The sequence below is a fragment of the Nocardia sp. CA-135953 genome (assembly GCF_050955735.1).
Lineage (GTDB): Bacteria > Actinomycetota > Actinomycetes > Mycobacteriales > Mycobacteriaceae > Nocardia.
Genome location: NZ_CP192082.1, coordinates 4,991,955 through 5,008,062 on the forward strand (window position 1 = coordinate 4,991,955; position 16,108 = coordinate 5,008,062).

Consider the following 16,108-nt stretch of genomic DNA (forward strand, 5'->3'; position numbering starts at 1 on the left):
ATCGTCGGGCTCACGAGTCGAGAAGTCAGCCCGCGAGACAGCTTGGACCGAGCAGCGCCTTGAGGTCGCCCATCAGGGCCGAGGACGGTGAAACCCGCAGGCTGTCATCCAATTTCCACAGCGTCGTATTGTCGCGCGCACCCACATGGCGGACATGGACGTCCGCGGTGCCCGGATGTCTGGACAGGATGCGCTTGAGTTCGCCGATTTTGTCGGGAGTGCACAGCCGCGTCGGCATGACGACCGCCAGCGGCTTGGCCACACCGATCGAAGAGAGGTCGGGGACGGCGAGATCGTTGGCGATCAAGGACATCCGGTCATCGCGCACCGACACCCTGGCCTTCACCAGGACGACCGCGTCCTCCACCACATCCGCGCCGTACACCGAATAGGCCTGCGGGAAGAACAGCACCTCGATACCACCGGTCAGATCCTCGATCTGCGCCGAGGCCCAGGCCAGGCCGTTCTTATTGATGCGACGGTTGACCGAGGCGAGGATGCCACCGATGGTCACCTGGGCGCCGTCCTTGATATCACCTTCGAGAATGGCCGGAATCGCCGTATCCGCCTGTGCCGCAAGCACATGTTCGACGCCGTTGAGCGGATGCCCGGACACGTACAGGCCGAGCATTTCCCGCTCGAGCGCCAGCTTGTGCTTGGTCTCCCACTCGTCCTCGGGCACCTTCACATTGAAGACCGAGGCCACCGACTCGTCGCCGTCGTCCAGCCCGCCGAACAGGTCGAACTGGCCGATCGCCTCGGCCTTCTTGGTGGACATCACCGCATCGATGGCATCGGAGTGGATCAGCAGCAGACCCTTGCGCGGATGTCCGAGCGAGTCGAATCCGCCTGCCTTGATGAGGGATTCGGTGACCTTCTTGGTGCAGGCGATGGCGTCGATCTTGTTCAGGTAGTCCGAGAAATCGGTGAACTTCGACTTCTCCTTGCGCGCCTGGATGATCGAAGTGACGACATTGGCGCCGACATTGCGCACCGCGCCGAGGCCGAAGCGGATGTCCTTACCCACCGAGGCGAAGTTCATCTCGGATTCGTTGACATCCGGCGGCAGCACGGTGATCGCGAGGCGGCGGCAATCGGAGAGGTAGACCGCGGCCTTGTCTTTATCGTCACCGACGGAGGTGAGCAGGGCCGCCATATATTCGGCGGGATAGTTCGCCTTGAGATATGCGGTCCAGTAGGAGATCAGGCCGTAGGCGGCGGCGTGCGATTTGTTGAACGCGTAACCGGCGAACGGAAGGATGGTGTCCCACAGCGCCTTGATGGCCGCCTTGGAATATCCGTTGGCCTGCATACCCTCCTCGAAGCCCTCGAACTCCGCGGCCAGCACCTCGGCCTTCTTCTTGCCCATCGCGCGGCGCAGAATATCTGCTCGACCGAGCGAGTAGCCGGCCACTTTCTGCGCGACGTGCATGATCTGCTCTTGGTAGACGATCAGGCCGTAGGTCTCGCCGAGGATGTCCTCGAGCGGCTCCGCCAGCTCCGGATGGATCGGCTTGACTTCCTGCCGGTCGTTTTTGCGGTCGGCATAGTCGTTGTGCGCGTTCATGCCCATCGGGCCGGGGCGATACAGCGCGCCGACGGCCACGATGTCCTCGAACGCGGTCGGCTGCATGCGCCGCAGCAGATCGCGCATGGGCCCACCATCGAGCTGGAATACGCCGAGAGTGTCACCGCGCGAAAGCAATTCATAGGTGCGCGAATCGTCGAGCGGCAGCCGGTCCATATCCAGGTCGACGCCACGGTTGGCCTGGATGTTCTCCAGTGCGTCACCGATCACGGTCAGGTTGCGCAGACCGAGGAAGTCCATCTTCAACAGGCCGATGGCCTCACACGACGGATAGTCCCAGCCGGTGATGAGCGCACCGTCCTGGGGCCGCTTCCAGACCGGGATCGCATCGGTGAGCGGATCACAGGACATGATGACCGCGCAGGCGTGTACACCCGCATTGCGGATCAGGCCCTCGAGGCCGCGTGCGGTTTCGTAGATCTTCGCGACATCCGGATTGCTCCCGATGAGTTCGCGCACCTCTGCGGCCTCTTTGTACCGCTCGTGCTCCGGATCGGTGATACCGGACACCGAGATGTCCTTGGCCATGATCGGCGGCGGCAGCGCCTTGGTGATCTGGTCGGCGATGGCGAATCCGGGCTGGCCGAACAGCACTCGCGCCGAGTCCTTGATGGCGGCCTTGGTCTTGATGGTGCCGAAGGTGATGACCTGGGCGACCCGGTCGGTGCCCCACTTCTCACTCGCGTAGCGGACCATCTCACCGCGGCGGCGATCGTCGAAGTCGATATCGATATCGGGCATCGAGACGCGCTCGGGATTGAGGAAGCGCTCGAAGAGCAGACCGTGCGGAATCGGGTCGATATTGGTGATGCCGAGTGCGTAGGCGACCAGCGAACCGGCCGCCGAACCACGGCCGGGACCGACGCGGATGCCGACCTCGCGAGCGTGGTTGATCAGGTCGCCGACGACGAGGAAGTAGGCCGGGAAGCCCATCTCCAGGATGACGCCGATCTCGTACTGGGCGCGGTCCAGATAGTCCTGGGGCGCGCCGTCCGGGAAGCGGCGCGCCAGCCCGAGGTCGACCTCGCGGCGCAGCCAGCTGGCCTGGTCGTGGCCCTCCGGCACCGGGAAGATCGGCATCCGGTCGCGGTGCTGCCACACCGCGTCGTAGGACTGCACCCGCTCGGCGATCAACAGGGTGGAATCGCAGGCGCCGGGCACTTCCATATCCCAGATCGCCCGCATCTCCTCCGCGGACTTCAGGTAGTAACCGTCACCGTCGAACTTGAAACGCGTTGGGTCACTGAGTGTTTTACCGGTCTGGATGCACAGCAGCGCCTCGTGGTTGGTCGAGGCGTCCTTGGTGACGTAGTGGCAGTCGTTGGTCGCCAGTGGCCGGATCCCGAGCTTCTTACCGATCTCGAGCAGTCCCTCGCGGACCCGGCGCTCGATGGACAGACCGTGGTCCATGATCTCGAGGAAGAAATTGTCCGGTCCGAAGATCTCCTGCCATTTGGCCGCGGCCTCGAGGGCCTCGCGGTCGTGGCCGAGGCGCAGGCGGGTCTGCACCTCACCCGAGGGGCAGCCGGTGGTGGCGATGATGCCCGCGGCGTGCTCGGCGATGATCTCCTCGTCCATGCGCGCCCACTTGCCGAGCTGACCTTCCAGCGAGGCGAGCGAGGACAGCTTGAACAGGTTGTGCAGGCCGGTCGCGTTCTCCGCGACCATGGTCATATGCGTGTAGGCGCCGGAACCGGAGACGTCGTCGCCCTTCTGGCTGGGATCACCCCACTGCACGCGCTTGGTGTCGAACCGGGAACCCGGTGCGATGTAGGCCTCGATGCCGATGATCGGCTTGATACCGGCCTTCTTGGCGGAGTTGTAGAACTCCGAAGCCCCGTACATATTGCCGTGGTCGGTCATCCCGACCGCGTTCATTCCCAGCCGGTTCGCCTCGGCGAAGAGTGGAGAGATTTTGGCCGCACCATCGAGCATGGAGTACTCGGTGTGGTTGTGCAGGTGAACGAACGATCCGGACGAGGCGGCCAAGACGGTCCTTCCTCCCAAGGTCTCGACGGGGGTTGGTGTAGCGATTCTAGGGGTCCCCACCGACGAGTTCGGCTTCCCGCGCCGCGCTGACGCAGGTGCTCGGCGTGTCGGTGGTGAAGATCACCGGCGCGTCTCGCGACCCGGCATTGCGGCTGTCCGATTTCCGCGACAGTGGGGTGGTCCGCGGATCGCTCGACACTACGCGAGCCCTCGATCAAGCGCGCTTGCGCCAGACGAATTTCAAACCGGACCAATCGTTGTCGAGCGCGGCCACCTTCACATCGACGACGCCGACGGGGAGCAGCAGGTCGCGCAGATCGTTCTCGGCGATATCGCTGACGTGCCCGCCCGCTTTGCGCGGCCAGGCGATCCACAGCATTGCGCCCGGCCTCAGTGCAGCCGCCAGTTCCGGGACCTCGTCGGCGAGGTCGGCGAGTTCGCGAAAGAAAGCGAGGACGACATCCGCGGACTCGGGCATATCGGTGGCGATCGCGACGTCCGGTGGTAGATCCGGAATCCGCCAGCCTGCGGGCGCATGCCGCAGCAGCACACGGTGGCCGGATTTGATTCCGATCTTCTTCGCCAGCGGCGTCCCGGAGTAGCCCGCGTTCATGGACACGACTGTATCCGGCAAGGTCCCTTGGCACCCAAAGTCGGCAACCTGCCCGAAGGGATGCGGATTCGGGTGGCGCCGTCAGCTCGATCGGCGCTGTCGGGCGCGGATTCTGCAGGCGCTGTATGACCGATCGGCGCGGATTCTGACGGTGCTGCAGGACCGATCGACGCGAATTCTGCCAGTGCTGCAGGACCAATCGACGCGAATTCTGCCAGTGCTGCAGGACCAATCGACGCGAATTCTGACGGTGCTGCAGGACCAATCGACGCGAATTCTGCCAGTGCTCCAGGACCAATCGACGCGAATTCTGACGGTGCAGTTGGGTCGATCGACGCGAATTCTGCCGGTGCCGTTGGGCCGATCGGCACCGTTGGGCGCGGATTCGGTGGGACCGCCGCGATAATCAGGCGATGAAGTGGCGGAGACGTTCGGGGAGCCCGCGATGACGACCGCCGGTGTCGCGGTTGTCGTTGGGGCGGTATTGATCGTCGGCGCGCTGGTGGTCTGGTCGCGGACCCGGCGAGTGGTGACCACTCCGGCCGAGCGGGCGGTGTACAGCGCACTGCATACGGCGTCGCTGGCCGCGCGGCCGTTGCGGCAGGGGTTGAACGATCGGTCCGCCCAGGAGGCCGCACCGCATCTGCGGACACTCACCGGGGCCGACGCGTTGGGCGTTGCCGATCCGGACGGCACGCTGCTGGCTTGGGACGGACCGCATTCGGATCTGGCCGAGCCGTTCGCCGATGCGGCCAGACGGGCGGTGGCGACCGAGCGGCCGGTGCTGGTGTCTGGGCCTGGTCGCAGTGAACATGCCGGGCGAACACTGATCGCGCAGCCACTGCTCATCGAAAACGGCGGGGTGGCCGGGGCTTTGGGGGTGGTGACCACCGGGAAGCCGGAGCCCGGACGGCTGGGGGCGGTCGCCGAGGTGGCGCGATACGCCTGCGGGCAACTGGAATTGGCGGAATTGGACGCCTCGCGGGCCCGCCTCGATCGAGCCGAGGTGCGTGCGCTGCGGGCCCAGATCAGTCCGCATTTCATCTATAACGCACTCAATACCGTTGCGTCCTTTGTACGCACCGACCCCGATCGGGCGCGCGAACTGATCCTGGAGTTCGCGGACTTCACCCGATATTCCTTCCGTGCCGCGGGCGAATTCACATTGCTCTCCGACGAACTGCGCAATATCGAGCGGTATCTGGCGCTGGAACGCGCCCGGTTCGGTGATGCCTTGCAGGTGCGGTTGCAGATCGCACCGGAAGTGCTCGGCGTCGTACTGCCGTTCCTGGCGCTGCAACCGTTGGTGGAGAACGCGGTTCGGCACGGTTTGGCCGGGGCGACGCGCGGCGGCACGGTGACCATCGTCGCGATCGATGCGGGTACCGACTGTGTGATCAGCGTCGAGGACGACGGAATCGGGATGGATCCGGATCTGCTGCGCTCCGGCGCCCTCGATGCCATCGAAACCGGAACCGGCCCAGCGGGTTCCGGAGAATCCGCCCATGTGGGCCTGGCCAATGTCGACGACCGGCTGCGGGCGACCTTCGGCAACGACTACGGCCTGATCGTGGAGACCGCCCCCGGCGCGGGCACCAAAGTAAGCCTGCGCGTGCCCAAATTCCGCGCGGGCATCCAGGCTTGACCACGCACGCCTGGTTCTCCCTGCACGCCGCTCCGCACGACACCTGCGTGATCGCACGGATGCACTGACGAGCAGGCGTGTGCAGTCGCCCCCCGATTCAGCCCGGTGAAGGCATCCGGACCGACGGTCGAGGGGCTGCCCCGGCAACCCGTCGCCACACGGTAGACGGAGCGAGTTCCCGTCACAACCACGCTCGGCGCGTCGTTGACGCGTTTCCTCCCCGGCCCTGTGGGACAGGGGCCATCCACGCTACGTTTCTCTGGTGCCCCGGACCACCGACCAGTCCGCCGCCGCACTGCGCGTGCTCGCCGTGGACGACGAGAAGCCCGCTCTGGACGAGCTGGTGTATTTGTTGCGCGCGCAGCCGGGGGTTGGTGAAATCCACAACGCTGGCGATGCGACCAGCGCATTGCGGCTGATGCGAGCACACCCGATCGACGCGGTATTCCTCGATATCAATATGCCCGGACTGGACGGCATGGAATTGGGGGGCATCCTGTCCGAGTTCGCCAACCCGCCCGCGGTGGTGTTCGTGACGGCCCACGATGACCAGGCGATCGCGGCCTTCGATCTGGGTGCCGTCGACTATCTGCTCAAACCGCTGCGAGAGGCGCGGTTGGCTGAGGCGGTGCGGCGGATCGTCACGGCACGCACCACACCGGCCCCGGCCGTCGCGGCCCCGCGCACCGACCCGAATGAGGTGATTCCGGTCGAGCTGGGTGGGGTCACCACGCTGGTGCACCGGTCGAGTGTGAGCTGGGTGGAGGCGGAGGGCGACTATGCCCGGCTGCACACCAGCGGCGGTTCGCATCTGGTGCGGATTCCGTTGTCGGCGTTGGAATCCCGGTGGGAGAACGCCGGATTCCTGCGGGTGCACCGGTCCTATCTGGTGGCGCTGCGGTTGGTGACCGGTCTGCGCACGGTCGGCACCGGAACGGTGGTGCGGCTGCGGGCCGACGGCACTGCCGCGGCCGTGGAGTTGCCGGTCAGCCGTCGGCAGGTGCGCGAGCTGAAGCAACGGCTGGTGCACGGGCCACGACAGCAGTGGACGAATCCGTGACCACTCCGCAGCGTCCGACCAGACAGCGCGTCGTGCTCGCCGAACGCCGCGGTGCGCGACGCGCGCGCACCCGCACGGAGGTGGTCGAGCAGACCGAGATCGGCGAGGCACTGATCGGCGGGCTGATTCGGGCACAGTTGGGGTTGGCGGTGCGGGTCGGGCTGGTCATGGTGCTCGTATTGTGTTCGCTCCCGATGCTTTTCCGGCTCGGATCGGTAGGATCGTTCGTTCTGCTCGGGGTACGGCTGCCGTGGTTGCTGCTCGGTGTCGCGGTGTATCCGGTGCTGTACGGCGTGGGCCGGCTGTATGTCCGCCTCGCCGAACGCAATGAGCAGTATTTTCTGGAATTGGCCGAGGACTGACAGATGTCCGGCACCGCGACACAGCTCGCCCACCACCGCTCGGCAGCGGGTCCACCCGCCACGACAAGTCGGAACGCGGTCGGCGGCGACAACAGCGCCCATATCGCCGCATCACGGCCCGCCGTGCACCAGCGCTGCCGAACCGATGCCGGAAAAGATCGGGGCATGCCGTGAACACGGCCCCAGCGCTCACGGTGCTCGCGCTACTGTTCGCCGCGCTCGCGACGGTCGCGATCGGCGTCTACGGTGTCCGGTTGGCGCGCACCACTTCCGACTTCCTGGTCGCCTCACGCAGCGTCGGGCCGCGGTGGAATGCCGCGGCGATCTCCGGCGAATACCTCTCGGCGGCGTCATTTCTCGGGGTCGCGGGACTGATCGCGAAATACGGCGCGGACGCGCTCTGGTATCCGGTCGGGTTCACCGCCGGATATCTCGGCCTACTGCTGTTCGTCGCCGCGCCGCTGCGCCGGTCGGGCGCATACACGGTGCCCGATTTCGCGGAGTTCCGGCTCGGCTCGCTGCGGCTGCGCAGGCTGGCGGCGGTCGTGGTGGTGCTGGTCTGCGGGGTTTATCTCATTCCGCAGTTCCAGGGTGCGGGTCTCACACTGCACATCCTGCTGAATGTGCCGACATGGGTCGGCGCGGTGGCGGTCGGCGCGATCATCATCGCGAATGTGGCGGGTGGCGGCATGCGGTCGATCACGCTGGTGCAGGCCTTCCAGTACTGGCTGAAGCTGACCGCGGTGGCGATTCCGGCACTGGTGCTGCTCGGACATTTCCTGGCCGAGGACCGTGAACTCGGCACCCCCGCGCCGCCGGTGGTCACCGAGCGCACCACGGTGGATGTCAGCACCGGCGTCATCGTGCAGGTCGGTGCGCCGCAACAGGTTTCGATCACCGGAACGCTCGACGATCGCACGGTAGACGGTCCGGTTCTGCTCACACCCGGCGCACACGAACTTTCGGCGGGCACCGAACTGACCCTGGATGCGGGCTCAACCGTCCCGGTGGTGGCCGGAGCGCCGCCGGACGGCGCGGCCTGGCTGGCGCCCGGCGGCGGATTCGGTGGCTCCCATCCCACCTACCAGGTGTATTCGCTGATCATCGCCACTTTTCTGGGTACGATGGGACTTCCGCACGTTCTGGTGCGGTTCTATACGAATCCCGACGGCCGCGCGGCGCGCACGACCGCACTCGCGGTGATCGGCCTGGTCGGAGTGTTCTACCTCTTCCCCATTTTGCTGGGGGTTTTCGCGCGGCTGTACGTGCCGCAGTTGCTGATCACCGGCACCTCCGATGCCGCCGTGGTGCTGCTGCCCGGATCAGTGCTGGCGGGGCTGCCGGGACAACTGCTGGCGGCACTGGCCGCGGCGGGCGCGATCGCGGCCTTCCTTTCCACTTCGTCCGGGCTGTTGGTCAGCATCGCGGGTGTGCTCAGCACGGATATGCTGCGCGGACGGATTCGCGACTTCCGGGCCGCCGCGGTGTTCGCCGGTGCTGTGCCCCTCGCTGTTTCGATCATGGTGGTCTCACTGGATCTGTCCCGCGCTGTCGCCCTTGCCTTTTCGGTGGCCGCCTCGACACTGTGCCCGCTGCTGGTACTCGGCATCTGGTGGCGTGGTCTGACGGCGAAGGGCGCGGCCACCGGACTGATCGCGGGCGGTCTGGCAGCGGGCGGTGCGACGGCGGTTTCGGTGACCGGCGGCATCTCCGACGAACTCGCGGACGGCTGGCTCGCGGCCGTACTCGGCTATCCGGCGGCGTTCAGCGTACCGCTGGCATTCGTATCGATGATCCTGGTCAGCGTCCTGACGCGCGGTCAGGACGCGCGCACGGTCGGGCGCGTCTTCGTTCGAATGCACGCGCCGGAGCGGCTGGGCATGGGCGCGGACCGGGAGCGCGCCATCGGGCTGAGCCGCTGACCGTTCGTCGCGGCAAGCCGACCGCTCACCGCACAAATCGGCGCCTTCACAGAGTGATTCCCGCCACATCATGAATACCGCACAAGGGTGCCCTTATGGTCGGCGGACGGCAACTCACGTCACACGCTAGGACCCTGCGATGACCAGTATCGACCTCGACAAAGATGGCACGCCACCGCGGCGCACGCCGACAGCGGAGGATTTCACCGCCGTCCAGTCGAGTCCCCAGTTCCAGGAATTGCGAAGCCGGTTGCGCCGATTCATCTTTCCGATGACCGCACTGTTCCTGGTCTGGTACCTGAGCTATGTGTTGCTCGGCGCCTACGCGCACGACTTCATGGCCACGCAGGTCATCGGCAATATCAACCTCGGCCTGCTGCTCGGCCTCGGGCAATTCGTCTCGACATTTGTGATCACCTGGCTGTATGTCCGGTTCGCCAATAAGGAACTCGATCCGCGCGCCGCGTCGATCCGCAACTATCTCGAGGGAGACCAGGCGTGAGTACGCAATATCTGTCCGCCGCGGAGAAGGTCGGCAACCCGGCGGCGAATATCGCCATTTTCGGCCTGTTCGTGGCGATCACGATGATCGTGGTGATCCGGGCCAGCCGCAATAACCGCACCGCCGCCGACTACTTCACCGGCGGCCGCGGCTTCTCCGGCCCGCAGAACGGCATCGCCATCGCGGGCGATTACCTTTCCGCCGCCAGCTTTCTCGGTATCGCGGGTGCCATCGCGGTATACGGATACGACGGGTTCCTTTACTCGATCGGCTTCCTGGTGGCCTGGCTGGTCGCACTCCTGCTGGTCGCCGAAATGCTCAGGAACACCGGCAAATTCACCATGGCGGATGTGCTGAGCTTCCGACTGAAAGAAGGTCCGGTCCGCACCGCGGCCGCGCTGACCACCCTCGCGGTTTCACTGTTCTATCTGCTCGCGCAGATGGCGGGTGCCGGCGGTCTGGTCGCGCTGCTGCTCGATATCTCCGATAAGACCGGACAGAGCATCGTCATTGCCGTCGTCGGCGTGCTGATGATCGTGTATGTGCTGGTCGGGGGCATGAAGGGCACCACATGGGTGCAGATCATCAAGGCGGTGCTGCTCATTACCGGCGCGGCGCTGATGACGGTGATGGTGTTCGCCAAGTTCGGCTTCAACTTCTCCGACATCCTCGGCTCGGCACAGGACGCGGTGCACGGTTCCAAGACCAAGGGCGTGGCCGCCCGTGACGTGCTCGCTCCCGGCGCCCAGTACGGCGGCAGCGCGACCTCCAAGCTGAACTTCGTCTCGCTCGGCTTGGCACTGGTGCTCGGCACCGCGGGTCTGCCGCATGTACTGATGCGCTTCTACACCGTGCCGACCGCGAAAGAGGCACGGCGCTCGGTGGTTTGGGCGATCGGCCTGATCGGTGCGTTCTACCTGTTCACACTGGTGCTCGGTTACGGTGCGGCCGCCATTGTCGGACCGGATCGCATTCTCGCCGCGGCGGGCGGGCAGAATTCCGCGGCGCCGCTGCTGGCCTTCGAACTCGGCGGCGTAATCCTGCTCGGAATTATCTCCGCGGTCGCCTTCGCCACCATTCTCGCGGTCGTCGCGGGCCTGACCATCACCGCATCGGCATCGTTCGCGCACGACATCTACGCGAGCGTGATCAAGCAGGGGCAGGTCGACGAGAACAAGCAGGTCAGGGTATCCCGGATCACCGCCGTGGTGATCGGTGCGCTGGCCATCGGCCTCGGCATCCTGGCCAACGGCCAGAACATCGCCTTCCTGGTGGCGCTGGCCTTCGCGGTCGCGGCGGCGGCGAATTTGCCGACCATCGTGTATTCGCTGTTCTGGAAGCGGTTCAACACCACCGGCGCCCTGTTCAGCATGTACGGCGGCCTGATCTCGACCATTGTGCTGATCGTGTTCTCCCCGGCGGTATCCGGGACGAAGACCTCGATGATTCCGGGCTCGGATTTCGATTGGTTCCCGCTGTCGAATCCGGGAATCGTCTCCATCCCACTGGCTTTCGTACTCGGTGTGGTCGGCACCTTCCTGGGCGGACGTAAGCCGGAGGATCCGGCGAAGCAGGCCGAGATGGAGGTTCGCTCGCTCACCGGTGTCGGCGCGGAGAAGGCGGTGGTGCACTGACCCCGCATCCGAGGAGAACTTGCCGCCCTTGTTATTTCGAGAGGATAGATCGACGTTGACCAATGCAACCACCGACCCGACCACCTACCCGCCGGATGCGGCATTCGCCGCGAGTGCCAATGCCGATGCGGCACTGTACGATCGCGCCGCCGCCGATCGGCTGGAGTTCTGGGCCGAACAGGCTCGGCGGTTGCACTGGCATCGGCCGTGGACCCGGGTCCTCGACTGGAGCGACGCGCCGGTCGCGAAATGGTTCGTCGACGGCGAACTCAATGTCGCCTACAACTGTGTGGACCGGCACGTACTCGACGGATACGGCGAGCAGGTGGCCATCCATTGGGAAGGCGAGCCGGGCGACTCCCGCGATATCACCTACGGCGAGTTGCTCGCCGAAGTATCCAGGGCGGCGAACTACTTCACCGAGCTCGGGCTGCGGTCCGGCGATCGCGTCGCCATCTACATGCCGATGGTGCCGGAGGCGATCGTCGCCATGCTGGCCTGCGCCCGGCTCGGGCTCACCCATTCGGTGGTATTCGCCGGATTCTCGCCGACTGCCCTGCGCCAGCGGGTCGACGATGCCGGGGCGCGACTGGTGATCACCACCGACGGGCAATGGCGCCGCGGTACCGCCGCGCCGCTGAAGGCCGCCGTCGACGAGGCGCTTGCCGATGGCGAGCACACCGCCGAGCACGTACTCGTGGTGCGGCGCACCAACATCGAGGTGCCGTGGACCGAGGGCCGCGATCTGTGGTGGCACGACACCGTCACCGACGCATCCCCCGATCACGAGGCGCAGGCCTTCGATGCCGAACATCCGCTGTTCATCCTCTACACCTCGGGCACCACCGGAAAACCCAAGGGCATCCTGCACACCACCGGCGGCTATCTCACCCAGGCCGCCTACACCCACCACAACGTCTTCGATCATCGTGCGGGACAGGACGTCTACTGGTGCACCGCCGATATCGGCTGGGTCACCGGACACAGCTATATCGTCTACGGGCCGCTGGCCAACCGCGCGACCCAGGTCGTCTACGAGGGCACCCCCAACTCCCCCGATGAGCACCGGCATTTCGACATCATCGAAAAGTACGGCGTCACCATCTATTACACCGCACCCACCCTGGTGCGGACCTTCATGAAGTGGGGTCGCGCGATTCCGGACGCGCACGACCTGTCCTCGCTGCGACTGCTCGGCAGCGTCGGTGAACCGATCAATCCGGAAGCCTGGCGCTGGTACCGAGAGGTATTGGGCGGCAATCGAACTCCCATCGTGGACACCTGGTGGCAGACCGAGACCGGCGCCATCATGATCTCCCCGCTGCCCGGTGTGACGGCGACCAAACCGGGTGCGGCAATGACCCCGCTGCCCGGCATCTCCGCGAAGATCGTCGACGACGCCGGCGCCGAACTCGCGCACGGCCGCTCCGGACTGCTGGTGCTGGATCAACCGTGGCCATCGATGCTGCGCGGCATCTGGGGTGATATGGACCGATTCCGCGAGACGTACTGGGACCGATTCGCCGATCGCGGCTGGTATTTCGCCGGTGACGGCGCCAAGTTCGACGACGCCGGCGACCTCTGGGTACTCGGCCGGGTCGACGATGTCATGAATGTCTCCGGCCACCGCATCTCCACCGCGGAGGTCGAATCCGCACTCGTCGGACATGCCTCTGTTGCCGAGGCCGCGGTGGTCGGCGCGAACGATGCGACCACTGGACAGGCCATCGTCGCCTTCGTCGTTCTCACCGCGGGCGCACACGATTCCGGCGATGCGCTGATCGGTGAACTGAAAGCCGCTGTCTCCCAGGACATCAGCCCCATCGCCCGACCGAGACAGATCCATATCGTCCCGGAACTCCCGAAAACCCGCAGTGGCAAGATCATGCGCCGCCTGCTCCGCGATGTCGCAGAGGGTCGAGAACTCGGCGATACGTCGACCCTCGTCGATCCGTTGGTCTTCGAGGCCATCGCCCGCGGATAGGCGCCGCCCCGAGCGGCGGACCCGGCCACCACGACGATGAGGGGGACCGGGTCCGCCGCTTCACCCCGCTCGGCGGATATTCCGCAGCTGGCGCGATGGCCATCGATCTGGGCGCCGACTACCCGGTCCGATCCCGCTCACCGCCGAGCACTACCAGAGTCCGCGCGGATGTGAACTGGCGCAATTCATCACACCGCTGCTCGCCGAGCACGCGATCGGGGCACGTGTCGTTCAGGACGACGGGGGCATCGAGGTCCAGCGCAACCTGATGCGTTTTCCGCTCGCCCACCGCATGACCGCACCGCCATCAAGCCTGTTGGTCGACTAAGGCGTTGCGCCCTCGCAAAGCAGTTGCCCACCAGGCCAGTTGGTCCGCTGCGGCGCACACCTCCGCCTCGATAACCACACTGACCCGGCGGTAAGAACCGACACGTCCCGAGACACGCCGTTGAAACGGCTGCCCAGTTGAACCGTTCAACGGGTTAACCACGTAGTCAATGCGAACGGCGGCACCTGGTGGCCGCGCATCGAGGAGACCCTATGAAACGACTGGGACCGTGGCTCACCCTGGCGGCAGTGGCCGTACTCGGCCTCGTCCTACTGGTCATCAATATGTCCAAGGACACCGAACCATCGACCGCGAATACGAATGCGGTGGCCACAACCACCCCCGTGGCCACGACACAGACGCCCCCACCGACCACTGCGGCATCTGTTCCATCCCCCGGCAAGGCCGACTATGTGGGCACCATCCCGCTGGCCTCCGGCGGCACCATCACACTCGAGATCACTGTCGCGGGCGACACGGCCATCGCCTACGCATGTGACGGCAAGAGCATCGAGTCCTGGTTGCGAGGCCCCGCCACGAACGGGTCCTTGCAGCTCACCGGCAAAGACGACGCGAAACTGACCGGCACCTTCGACGGCAAGGCGGCGCGCGGGACACTCTGGATCGGCGGTAAGCAGTGGAGCTACACCGCGAATCCGGTGCAACCACCCGCCGGACTCTATATCTACAGCGAGGCGGGCACCCGCCAGAGCTGGATCGTCGATGCGAACGGCGGGGTCACCGGCGTCCAACGCAATCCCGACGGCTCGACCGCCCCTGCCGTCGGTCTCGCGCCGGACGCGACGGCGATCGTCAACGGCAAAAAGGTAACCGCGAACAAGGTAAGTGGTGGTGACAGTGTCGGCTGATCGAGAAGCCCCGACGGTCCGGGTGAATGCGGGCCGAGCGTCGGGCATCATCATTGCGTTGCTCGTCGGGGCGGCGGTGTCGGTACTGCTCGGCGTTTACGCGAAACAGCATGAGCCACGGTTCTTTTCGATCAATGTGGCCGGATTCTCCAGTCCGGTCGCGGTGAAGACCTGGCTGGCCACCCTGGCCACCGCACTCGCGCTGTTCCAATTGGTTTCGGCGCTGACCATGTACGGCAAGCTCGGCGCGATTTTCCCGAAGACCCCGTCCTGGATCGCACCTGCGCATGTCTGGTCGGGCCGACTCGCCGTCCTCGTCACCGTCCCGGTCGCCGTGCATTGCCTGTTCGCCTTGGGTTTTCAGGACTACGACAACCGCGTACTCATCCATTCCCTACTCGGTTGCTTCTTCTATGGAGCATTCGTCGCCAAGATGCTGCTGCTGACCCGAAAGGGCCTGCCCGGCTGGGTCGTTCCCGTCGCGGGCGGCCTGGTACTCGCGGGGCTGACCGGCCTCTGGCTCACCTCGGCCCTGTGGTTCTTCCAGCACAACGGCATCACCTTCTGATCGGAGTCCGAAATGACCAACGATGATCTCGTCCTCGACCGCCGCCGCGTCGTAATCGCGGCCGCCGGGACAGCCGCGGCCATAACCGCATTGACCGCATGCAGCACCTACGGCAAGACCGACGCCCCCGCGGCCGAACCACCCAAGGCCGCCGCCGGATCGACCGGGCCGAATGTCGCCGCCGGACAACCGAATGCCATCGCCAGCACCGCCGAGGTGCCGGTCGGCGGTGGTGTGATCAAGGGCGATGTGGTCGTGACCCAGCCGAACGCCGGCTCCTTCGTCGGCCTGTCCTCGACCTGCACACATGCGGGGTGCAAGGTCGCGACGGTTTCCGGCGGCACCATCAACTGTGCCTGCCACGGCAGCAAATTCGGTCTCGACGGCTCGGTCGTCAACGGCCCGGCCACCCAGCCGCTCGCCCCGAAATCCGTTCACGTCGAGGGTGACTCGATCGTTCTGGGGTGACCAGCCCGCCATCTGCCGCGCGGCACCAGCCGCGCGGCAGATGGCACAAACGCTCAGGCCCCGCCGAACAATTCGGCCATCCGCCGGTCCATCTCATCCGGCGGGACATCTTCGACGTGCGTGGCCACGGTCCACCGGTGGCCCCACGGATCCTCGAACGCACCACTGCGATCACCGTAGAACTGGGTGGTCATCGGGGTGAGCTCCTTGGCGCCCGCGGCGAGGGCGGCACTGAACGCCGCATCGGCGTCCTCGACATAGACGTAGAGATTGACCGGCGTGCCGCCGACCGTCTTCGGGTCGAGGAAATCCATATCGGGGGCCGGATCGCCGACCATGATGAGCGAATTGCCGAACGTGAGTTCGCAGTGTGCGATCTTGTCGTCCGGTCCCGGCATGCGCATCCGCTCCGATGCGCCGAAAATATTCTTGTAGAAGTCGATGGCGGCAGCGGCCCCATCGATCGCCAATCCCGGCGAGACCACCGGATACCCCTCGGGGATCGGTTTCACATCGGACATGGGATACCTCCGATCGAGGCGATTGTCGGACAGGTGCGAGCCTATTCCTCACCAG

The 16,108-nt window shown here is 65.7% G+C and carries 14 protein-coding genes; 10 read left to right on the plus strand and 4 right to left on the minus strand.

What is annotated here, in order from left to right; all coding sequences use genetic code 11:
* Positions 1 to 25: 25 nt before the first annotated feature.
* The 3 genes from dnaE to ACQPXH_RS22970 are packed head-to-tail and all read right to left on the minus strand — an operon-like array spanning position 26 to position 4,190.
* Entirely contained in the window at positions 26 to 3,577 is a 3,552-nt protein-coding gene (gene dnaE, locus ACQPXH_RS22960) for a DNA polymerase III subunit alpha (RefSeq protein ID WP_433598580.1), read from the minus strand.
* A gap of 46 nt (positions 3,578 to 3,623) precedes the next feature.
* Positions 3,624 to 3,776: a hypothetical protein gene (locus tag ACQPXH_RS22965; RefSeq protein ID WP_433598581.1), complete on the minus strand. Its 153-nt coding sequence runs from the start codon at positions 3,774 to 3,776 to the stop codon at positions 3,624 to 3,626.
* A 15-nt stretch (positions 3,777 to 3,791) separates the two neighbouring features.
* Positions 3,792 to 4,190 (minus strand): DUF3052 family protein, encoded by a 399-nt coding sequence (locus ACQPXH_RS22970; protein ID WP_433603545.1) that lies wholly within the window; start codon positions 4,188 to 4,190, stop codon positions 3,792 to 3,794.
* A gap of 445 nt (positions 4,191 to 4,635) precedes the next feature.
* Here ACQPXH_RS22970 and ACQPXH_RS22975 point away from each other — a divergent pair, with 445 nt between their 5' ends.
* The 10 genes from ACQPXH_RS22975 (at position 4,636) to ACQPXH_RS23020 (ending at position 15,532) form a co-directional block, all read left to right on the plus strand.
* Positions 4,636 to 5,835 carry a histidine kinase gene (locus ACQPXH_RS22975; protein WP_433598582.1) on the plus strand — a complete coding sequence of 400 codons (1,200 nt, stop codon included), beginning with the start codon at positions 4,636 to 4,638 and terminating at the stop codon, positions 5,833 to 5,835.
* A gap of 262 nt (positions 5,836 to 6,097) precedes the next feature.
* Positions 6,098 to 6,895: a LytR/AlgR family response regulator transcription factor gene (locus ACQPXH_RS22980; RefSeq protein WP_433598583.1), complete on the plus strand. Its 798-nt coding sequence runs from the start codon at positions 6,098 to 6,100 to the stop codon at positions 6,893 to 6,895.
* Positions 6,892 to 7,257 (plus strand): hypothetical protein, encoded by a 366-nt coding sequence (locus ACQPXH_RS22985; protein ID WP_433598584.1) that lies wholly within the window; start codon positions 6,892 to 6,894, stop codon positions 7,255 to 7,257. The genes ACQPXH_RS22980 and ACQPXH_RS22985 overlap by 4 nt, the downstream gene beginning before the upstream one ends.
* Positions 7,258 to 7,427: 170 nt before the next feature.
* Entirely contained in the window at positions 7,428 to 9,179 is a 1,752-nt protein-coding gene (locus tag ACQPXH_RS22990; protein WP_433598585.1) for a cation acetate symporter, read from the plus strand.
* Positions 9,180 to 9,318: 139 nt separating this feature from the next.
* Positions 9,319 to 9,681, plus strand: a complete 363-nt coding sequence (locus tag ACQPXH_RS22995; protein ID WP_433598586.1) for a DUF485 domain-containing protein — start codon at positions 9,319 to 9,321, stop codon at positions 9,679 to 9,681.
* A complete protein-coding gene (locus tag ACQPXH_RS23000) occupies positions 9,678 to 11,315 on the plus strand; it encodes a solute symporter family protein (RefSeq protein WP_433598587.1) in 1,638 nt (545 codons plus the stop codon). The genes ACQPXH_RS22995 and ACQPXH_RS23000 overlap by 4 nt, the downstream gene beginning before the upstream one ends.
* Before the next feature lie 55 nt (positions 11,316 to 11,370).
* Entirely contained in the window at positions 11,371 to 13,299 is a 1,929-nt protein-coding gene (gene acs, locus ACQPXH_RS23005; protein ID WP_433598588.1) for an acetate--CoA ligase, read from the plus strand.
* 540 nt (positions 13,300 to 13,839) lie between these two features.
* A complete protein-coding gene (locus ACQPXH_RS23010) occupies positions 13,840 to 14,496 on the plus strand; it encodes a hypothetical protein (protein ID WP_433598590.1) in 657 nt (218 codons plus the stop codon).
* Positions 14,486 to 15,064: a DUF6529 family protein gene (locus tag ACQPXH_RS23015; protein WP_433603546.1), complete on the plus strand. Its 579-nt coding sequence runs from the start codon at positions 14,486 to 14,488 to the stop codon at positions 15,062 to 15,064. Before ACQPXH_RS23010 ends, ACQPXH_RS23015 begins: the two co-directional genes overlap by 11 nt.
* 12 nt (positions 15,065 to 15,076) lie before the next feature.
* Positions 15,077 to 15,532 carry a Rieske (2Fe-2S) protein gene (locus ACQPXH_RS23020; RefSeq protein WP_433598591.1) on the plus strand — a complete coding sequence of 152 codons (456 nt, stop codon included), beginning with the start codon at positions 15,077 to 15,079 and terminating at the stop codon, positions 15,530 to 15,532.
* Positions 15,533 to 15,585: 53 nt separating this feature from the next.
* Here ACQPXH_RS23020 and ACQPXH_RS23025 read toward each other — a convergent pair whose 3' ends face one another.
* Positions 15,586 to 16,053 carry a VOC family protein gene (locus tag ACQPXH_RS23025; RefSeq protein WP_433598592.1) on the minus strand — a complete coding sequence of 156 codons (468 nt, stop codon included), beginning with the start codon at positions 16,051 to 16,053 and terminating at the stop codon, positions 15,586 to 15,588.
* Positions 16,054 to 16,108: the final 55 nt, after the last annotated feature.